Annotated in this window: 6 protein-coding genes; 5 read left to right on the top strand and 1 reads right to left on the bottom strand. The window is 39.1% G+C overall.

What is annotated here, in order from left to right; all coding sequences use genetic code 11:
• Positions 1-96: 96 nt before the first annotated feature.
• The 5 genes from DW657_RS16075 to DW657_RS16055 all read left to right on the top strand — a co-directional run bounded on the left by DW657_RS16075 (position 97) and on the right by DW657_RS16055 (position 7624).
• Entirely contained in the window at positions 97-2619 is a 2523-nt protein-coding gene (locus DW657_RS16075) for a hypothetical protein (RefSeq protein ID WP_118313416.1), read from the top strand.
• Positions 2612-4477: an ATP-binding protein gene (locus DW657_RS16070; protein ID WP_118313415.1), complete on the top strand. Its 1866-nt coding sequence runs from the start codon at positions 2612-2614 to the stop codon at positions 4475-4477. The genes DW657_RS16075 and DW657_RS16070 overlap by 8 nt, the downstream gene beginning before the upstream one ends.
• On the top strand, positions 4474-5409 hold the full coding sequence (locus DW657_RS16065) for a hypothetical protein (RefSeq protein WP_118313414.1): 936 nt from the start codon (positions 4474-4476) through the stop codon (positions 5407-5409). The genes DW657_RS16070 and DW657_RS16065 overlap by 4 nt, the downstream gene beginning before the upstream one ends.
• Positions 5410-5845: 436 nt before the next feature.
• Positions 5846-7075 (top strand): adenylyltransferase/cytidyltransferase family protein, encoded by a 1230-nt coding sequence (locus DW657_RS16060; RefSeq protein WP_118313417.1) that lies wholly within the window; start codon positions 5846-5848, stop codon positions 7073-7075.
• Between the two features lie 42 nt (positions 7076-7117).
• The gene (locus DW657_RS16055; protein ID WP_233547192.1) at positions 7118-7624 is read left to right on the top strand and encodes a sugar MFS transporter; all 507 of its coding nucleotides are present in this window, start codon (positions 7118-7120) and stop codon (positions 7622-7624) included.
• Here the strand turns inward: DW657_RS16055 and DW657_RS18000 are convergent.
• Positions 7591-7734 (bottom strand): hypothetical protein, encoded by a 144-nt coding sequence (locus DW657_RS18000; protein WP_158577413.1) that lies wholly within the window; start codon positions 7732-7734, stop codon positions 7591-7593. The genes DW657_RS16055 and DW657_RS18000 overlap by 34 nt on opposite strands.
• Positions 7735-7784: the final 50 nt, after the last annotated feature.

The raw sequence follows: 7784 nt of genomic DNA, 5'->3' as shown, positions 1-7784 counted from the left end.
TATTGGATGATAGTTGCGGATTTTAGGTTAACCAATTTTATAATCGAAATTGCAAATAATATATTAATTTTGCACCGAGAATTTTACTTTTAGCTTATGATGCCAATTAACAACCGGCAGAATTATAGTTTTCTACAAGATTACAATAACCTGGATGTAGCTTTGCAAATTTGGGGAGAAGGGTATTTTGGGAAGGAAGACTTTCTGCATGTAGCTATAGCTCGAAAGGCACCTAGACTCCTCGAATGGGTTTGTCAAAATGGTGTTGATAGTAACGGTATTCCTATCGTTACCGAGCTTGCTTTGCCATTTTTGGATTGGAACAAAATCAATAAGGTTTTGGTTGCAGATGAAGCAATCTATCATGGCACAACTTTTGAAAAAGTGTTGGCTCTGATTAGTAATATAAAAGAAAATCTTGATTCTATAGAAGCTGCGCCTGTTGTGACAACCACTGATGCGCTGAACTCTAAATTGATAGCTAATGCTCTGGTCGAAGGTACAAGTATCATTAACCAATCGGCGATACCTTTCTATGTAGATACGATTATCTCGAAGTTTTATGACTTGGGTAAACCGTATGATGTGGAATATCCGCTATTTTATATAGATTTCAAAAAAGAGATTAAGAATGAAGATATAGAGAAAATTTTGAAGCGCTTAGCTCAAACCGAAGCTGTGTCTCATTCTATTTCAGAAGATGCTATAGACTATTATTCTGTAAGTAATTACTATCGTGAGAAAAATACAAAGAATACATCTTTTACCTATATCACGGACTATCTTACAAGTAATAGTGCTTATGGACTAGCTGTACCAGATTTCTCTAAGTTGCGTTTCTTTAAGAAGGGTAAGCGTCTTTGCATTGCATCAATATCTCCTTATACGATACCAGAGCACTATATTACAGAAGATGCTCAGATGTTTGTAGGAGAACTCTTGAAAGTATGGAATTTACTTTATAAGAAAGCACGTGAGAATGCAAGATCTTTCAATGATAATAGATCTCAATGGTATAAATCCATGGTGATGACCTCTAACTACTTGCTGTCTTTTGCTCATTTCTTGCAGTTGCGTCAAAATCTTTTGCTTGCCATGCAGGATGAAGTAATAGATAAGAGATTCTATATGAGATTGGAAGATATACAATATCTTTTTGGCTTAGATATGTCTCAGCAAGTTTTGGAAATACTGGAATCTATAGATTGTCTGGAGAGTAATCGAAGCTTCTTTTGTATTTCTAGCGGAGGAGATTCTATCATACCATCTGATTATGTCCAACAGTATAATTATCAGATAGCACTAGACAATCTTAGAGATGGTCAGACGAAGAGTGTTTCGCTAATGATATCGAGTATATTTAGTGCTATGCATTGGCAGGTAGAGATTGAGTCTCGTAACAAGGGACGAGACGATTATGAGAGATTGAGTTTTGGCGAAAGTTATAATTCAATGATCAATCGATTGGGCTCAAGTAGTTCTTTCTCTACTCTGGAGTTAAGTAGATTAGTGCATCGTTGTATTGACGAGCGTATTGATAAGGGAACGGTGGTACCGGGTTACGTAAGAAATCGTCAAGGAGTCTATAGTGAATGGGTAAGACTGTTCCGCTCTGGTGAGAATGAAGATGTCTATAAAGACCAACTGTTTCGTATTGTTCTCAGTATCGTATCAAGATGTTTTGAATTGTCAAATACTCAATTTATCTCGAGAGCTTCTTTTGAGTACATTCTTACCATTATTTATCTCTTGCAGAGGGATAGAGGATGTGCAGAAAAAGAAATATTAGACAAGGACATTTTTGGTATTCCGCTGGTTCCTGTTTTCGATAGAGAAACTAATATGTATGCCATTACAATAGATGTAGATGGTCAATATGTTGGTATTGTCGATTATGCTCTTACTTCAGAAATCGTCAAGGTGGATAACTTTGGAAATTTATCCTTCTCATCATCAACTTATGCGCAACGACTAAGCAGCGGATGTGTATTGGACGGTAAGGTCTTGGAAGAAATGAATAATATAATATCATTCGTTATCGCTTATGATAAGAAGATCTTTGGCGATTCTGATGATACAAGAGAACTGCTCAACTATTTCTTCTATTTAGATAAAAATATAGATTTAAGAAGGCTAGTAAAAGAAGGCAAGAAAGAGCTAGTAAAAATGATAGAGGAGGATAATGGTAGTCTTTCCCAATTGAATCAGCTTTCAAAGCTCTTCTCTGAGATATTTCTTCGTTTCCCTGATTTCCGTTTTGGTTTGGATGAACAGGAATATACCAATTCGAAGCTTTATAAATATTTAAATGATATATATGAGTCGATAAATGAACAGCTTCAGGATCGGAAAATGTTTTATGAGGTTTCTTTTTTAGATGTACCTCTGAATCTTTGGACGTATTACAAAAATCATACTACTTTAGATGATTTTGACGAAGAATATTATGAAGACTATATAAATTGGGTAGAAAGTGACAAGTCTCCCTTTATGGATAAAACGGGTTGTGCTTCTTGGTTGAAGATAAATAATTCTTTTCAAGGAATTCTTAATTGTTCGGCTCATGAAGTTAAACAGCGATTGATTGAACTATTAAATATTTCAAAGTTCGATGAATGAATATAAATATAAACTTTTAGAAGGCGCTTTGGAGGAAAAGTCTGAATTTCTTCAACGCCTTCTAGATGTATTGAATATTTTGCCTGATACGACAGAATTGAAAGATCGTGTGAATCAGTTGTTAAATTTAACACCAGCAAATAATCTACAGACTGCTCATTCTCAGATTCGAGATTATCGATTTAAATATCTTTATCTCAATAATTATCGTAAGTTCGGTCCATTGACGGGAAAAGTACGTTACTATGGACTTCCTTTTTGTCAGAATGGCAATATGCACAGTTTGTTTCTCCTCGGTGATAATGGCTCAGGTAAAAGTTCACTTTTTAACTCCATGGAATACGTAATGACTGGTAAGATAGGAGAAGCCAGTTATCGCAATATCCAGGATTTAACTTGGTATGTGAATCGAACTTGGGGAAAGGATCCCGAAATTCGTCTTCAGACGCAAACCAGGGAATTTGCCTTGTCTGATGCAAGAAGTTTTTTTGAAGATACAGGCTTAAGCGTAGAAAGGTTTTTCTTTTCAGAGAATAGCATATATGAACTGTCGCGTTGTATGGTTCAAATTGATGTTAATACGCAGGTTATAGATTGGGTTCCTTTCTTTTGTTATGCTTTGGGTATAAAAGACATTATGGATTTTGTGCAAGATACAGGTCTTTATTCTGATATAAAGCAAAAGTTGGAACAAATTAAATCTATGGTTACAGAAGAACCTCTTACGAAGCAGGAAGTCGAGATAAGAAATTATATCAGTGAGTGTTCTTTGATTCTTAATGACAATGCAAGGAAAAAGCTCAATCAGTTGAATGATGAGTTGAAACAATTTTTGGAAGTAAAACAAGATAATAACAATTTGCTGGAGATTGTTGAGCTGTTGAACGAGAAGTTGCCTTCTGATATTACATATGTTGATTCCATTAATCGATTTAGAAATAATTTAAAACGATATGGACAGATTCTACAAAAACAGAAAGCAGATACGAACATTAGTGATGAGCCGCTTAAGAAAAAAATGAAGAAAATTTCTGTGGGGGCTGATAATAACCAGGGTATTACTCTAAGTATAATCCACGCTGAGGTTGTTAGTCTTTCGAAGTCGCTTGATAATATCCTTGCTCGTGCTGGACGGCCTCTTCCTTTAGGTGATATATTTACTAAGGTGCAAAGTTTTTTGGATAAGAAACAGATACTTGATTCAAAACCGGCAGGAATTGATTTTGATGACTTAATACAGCAACTGGATGCTGTTCACAGTACTTTGAAAAGATTACTTTCTGAGTTACTGCAAGAATATTTGGATGCGGACTTCAAGAAGTTAATAGAAGACACCCTGAAACCTTTCATTGAAGAAACTGAGAGCTTAAAGATTGATAAGATAACCACTGGTGCTGTCATTGCTGATTTTGGTATTCAGATTTCTGTGAATGAAGTTTCTGTTAATAAATATTTTAATACGTTTAGATTTAGATTGTTCTCTCTTTGTTTATTGGCTGCATTCAATTTTAAAGCGATGAAACAGGGTAAATTCTTGTTCCCCTTTATTTTTGATGATATATTTTATGCCAATGACTACAAGAACAAGAAGCTTCTTTATCGTTTCTTCGAGGTCTTGTCACAAGGTGCTAAAACATTTTTGGGTAATGAAAACTGTCTTCAGCTTATATTCTTCACTCATGATGAGCAATTTATGAACACATTATTCTTGCATAGGGAACCATTTATGTCTGCTGTAAAAGCTAGGCTGTTGGATTGTAGATATGTAGAACCATGGTTTATGGGGCATTCTTTAAAAATAGATAGCCAAAACAGTTATTATCCTGTATTGAAAAAATTTAAACGTAACAGAAAATGAAAACTAAAAGTCAGTCTTGTGTTTTTTGGAGTGGAGTTTTTATGAGTGCTTTAATTGTCGGAATTCTTATTCTTGGTTACTTTATTTTTGGTAACATGAAAAAATCAACCAATGAATATGAATCCATCAAGCAGCTGAATATACAGGAGAAGGCTCTACGTAGTTCTATGGATTCGACAAAAAATAAGCCTTATCCTGAATTAAACAAGTTGTTCAATAAGTGGGATACTATCATAGTTAAGAATTCGGAGCTGTTAGAGCATCAGCAAATAAGTGCAGATCAGAATCTTTCCATATGGCTTGCTGTAATTGCAGCTATATGTACAATTCTACCTGTAGTGTTAGGCGTGAATCAAAGCTTTAGCTTCAAAAATCAGTTGGAAACAGCTAAGGAGAATATGATGAATAAAGTAACAGAGGCTGATGATAAATTGAAGAAGTTACAAAAGCAACAAGTTGCATATAAATTGCAGTCTTTCGTTAATACTCTTTCGTTGAATATTAAGATATTGAGTGATTGGGAAGAGTTGGAAGTAAGCCAAAATCCTTTTCTCACTTCTAAGCCACTTCTCGACACACTGTTGAAGAATATCGTAGATTATTCTTCTAAATGTAAAGAGGAAATATTGCCACTTAATGAAAAAGAAGTATCTGAACTATCGTCTTTAGATGTTGTTACTTATATAAAGGACAATGCATTGAACTTATTATTGGTTCTTAATAATCTTTTGAAAAAGTATGAGGTGTTTTTTGATAAGACTAATCTCTTTGAACTTCATACGTTGATGGATGATATCTGGTATAGCATTGAAGCTATTATTCACGATAAGAGTAATAAGAAGAAGGATGTTGCTATCTATATGATGGCTGCTCACAAATATTGTGTGCAGATACGTGATTTGTTTTCAAGGCAGTTCGCAAAAGAAGAGTAACGGAAATGTTTCTTAAATTTTTGAGCTATGAAGAAATCTAAGAAAAAGACGCTATGATTCGCCACACTGCGCCAGTCGCCAAACACTCTTGCCGTTTCCACCCCAGGCGGTTCCATCCCGCAAAACCTGGCGCAGACCTTTGATGGTCCGCCAACCTTAGAGCGTAGCGGTCCCGAGCACCGAGTAGGGCGGTTTCCTCCCTCGCTCCTGAGGAGAGAGGGCTGGGGTGAGAGGTGGAGCCTTCTTTAATGGTAAAGAAGGACGGGATGATTTTAGAGCAAAAACTTCTTTAACGGTAAAGAAGGACGGGTAGGTTTTCGAAAAAGAATAAGAAAAAAATAATATAATAAATATAATAATAGAAAAGTAGCCCTTATTACGGGTATTACAGGTCAGGATGGATCATACCTGGCAGAGTTATCATATCATAAAGTTTATGGCAAAAAAAGTATTTGTAAGTGGATGTTACGACTTACTCCACTCCGGGCATGTTGAGTTCTTCCAGCAGGCCTCACATTATGGCGACCTCTACGTCGGCATCGGCTCCGATGCCACCTATTTAGAGTACAAACATCGCAAACCGATGTTCCCACAGGAAGAACGACTCTTCATGGTCAAGAACATCAAGGCAGTAAAGGATGCGTATATCAATGAAGGAAGTGGAGTTATCGACTTCCTCCCAACACTTGATAAAGTAAAGCCTAATGTGTTTGTTGTAAATGCAGAAGGCGGTTCTGATGAGAAGCGAAAGATCTGTGCAGAACGAGGCATTGAGTATGTCGAACTTCAGCGCACACCTCATGAAGGCTTGAAGGCACGTTCTTCATCCGATTTGAAGAAGGCTTTATCGACTGCTTCTGATAATACGACACAAAATGCGGGCATCCCAACCCGTCTGGATCTTGCAGGAACCTGGATCGACCAGCCATACGTCAGCATGCATCACCCAGGTTGGGCTATCACCATATCTCTGGATCCAACCTTCGAGGTACGAGACAGATGTGGTCTCTCCACATCCACCCGCAACATGATCAAGAAGATCTGGCCGGTGAAGCTCCCAAAGATGGATCCCGAGATGCTCGCCCGTCTGGTCTTCTGCTTCGAGAACAATCCGGAGCGCCACGACGGCATCATTTCCGGTGCCCAGGATTCCATCGGAATCTGCGTACCAGGTCTGGCTCGACATTATTATGACAACAACTTCTGGCCAGAGAAGATAGAGAGCACTCAGGATGAGATGACTCTCCGCTTTCTCGAAGACCACCTTGTGATGATACCGATGCAGCCACGACGTTCGGGATGCAGTGTGGTAGAAGGCAAGGATATTACTCCTGCAAAGGTGAAGGCTTTAGCCGATGCTGCCGATGCATGCTGGAATGCCATTCTTGCGCACAATCTTGATGCTTTTGTAGCAGCCTATAAGGCATCCTTCGAAGCCCAGATAGCCATGTTCCCAGGCATGGTGAATCCATCCATCAATGGAGTGATAGAACCGGAGGCGAGTGTGCAGCCGATGATTGATCATTACAGTGCTCTGGATGATGTGCTGGCATGGAAGATGCCGGGCGCAGGTGGCGGTGGCTATCTTGCCCTGGTTGTAAAGGATAGTAAGGAATTTGCAGAGAATCATGATGAAGCCATCCATCTTCAGATACGAAGGGCATAACTATCTGGTTCCCTTCCTCATTATCAGCAGCCTCTTCTTCATGTGGGGCTTTGCCCATGGCATCCTGGAAGTGAAATCAACAGCTTCTACTTCTTCGTACTATCCTTGTTTGTGATAGGATGCGGCTTAACCTGTCTGGAGACGAGTGCCAATCCTTATACCACGGTATTGGGACATCCCGATAAGGCAGAGAGTAGAATCAATCTGTCACAATCTCTCAATGGCATTGGTTGGATAGTGGGACCACTGGTTGGCGGACAACTGCAGTTTTCTGGTGTCAACATAGCCATTCCATACGCCCTGGTGGGTATCTTCGTGCTTTCAGTGGCATTGATCCTGTCAAGAATAACATTGCCTGACCCGAGAAGAGCGCATGAGGCAGATACGAACGAGAAGATAGAGGAGAAGCCGATGAAGACGATGGCATTCGCTTTCGGCATGCTCACCTTATTCCTCTATGTGGCAGCTCAGACGGGTGTGAACAGTTTCTTTATCAACTATGCGGAAGAGAGCATTCATATAGAGAAGCAGACCGCCAGTGCTACATAGCCGACACCACGCAAAGCATGTCCCTCGCCTTCCTCATCCCCCTCATCTGTTACGCAGCCATCGCCGGCTACGCCGCCACGAGGAAGAGTTAGGGGGCCAAGCGGTCCCATCCCGTATCTCCTGAGTAGATGATACCACCGCCAGAAACCTAGCCGCCCTA

The organism is Prevotella sp. AM23-5 (genome assembly GCF_003473645.1).
GTDB classification, from domain to species: Bacteria; Bacteroidota; Bacteroidia; order Bacteroidales; family Bacteroidaceae; genus Prevotella; species Prevotella copri_A.
The sequence above is the reverse complement of the archived record's forward strand: the minus strand, read 5'-3'. Positions and strand labels throughout refer to the sequence as shown.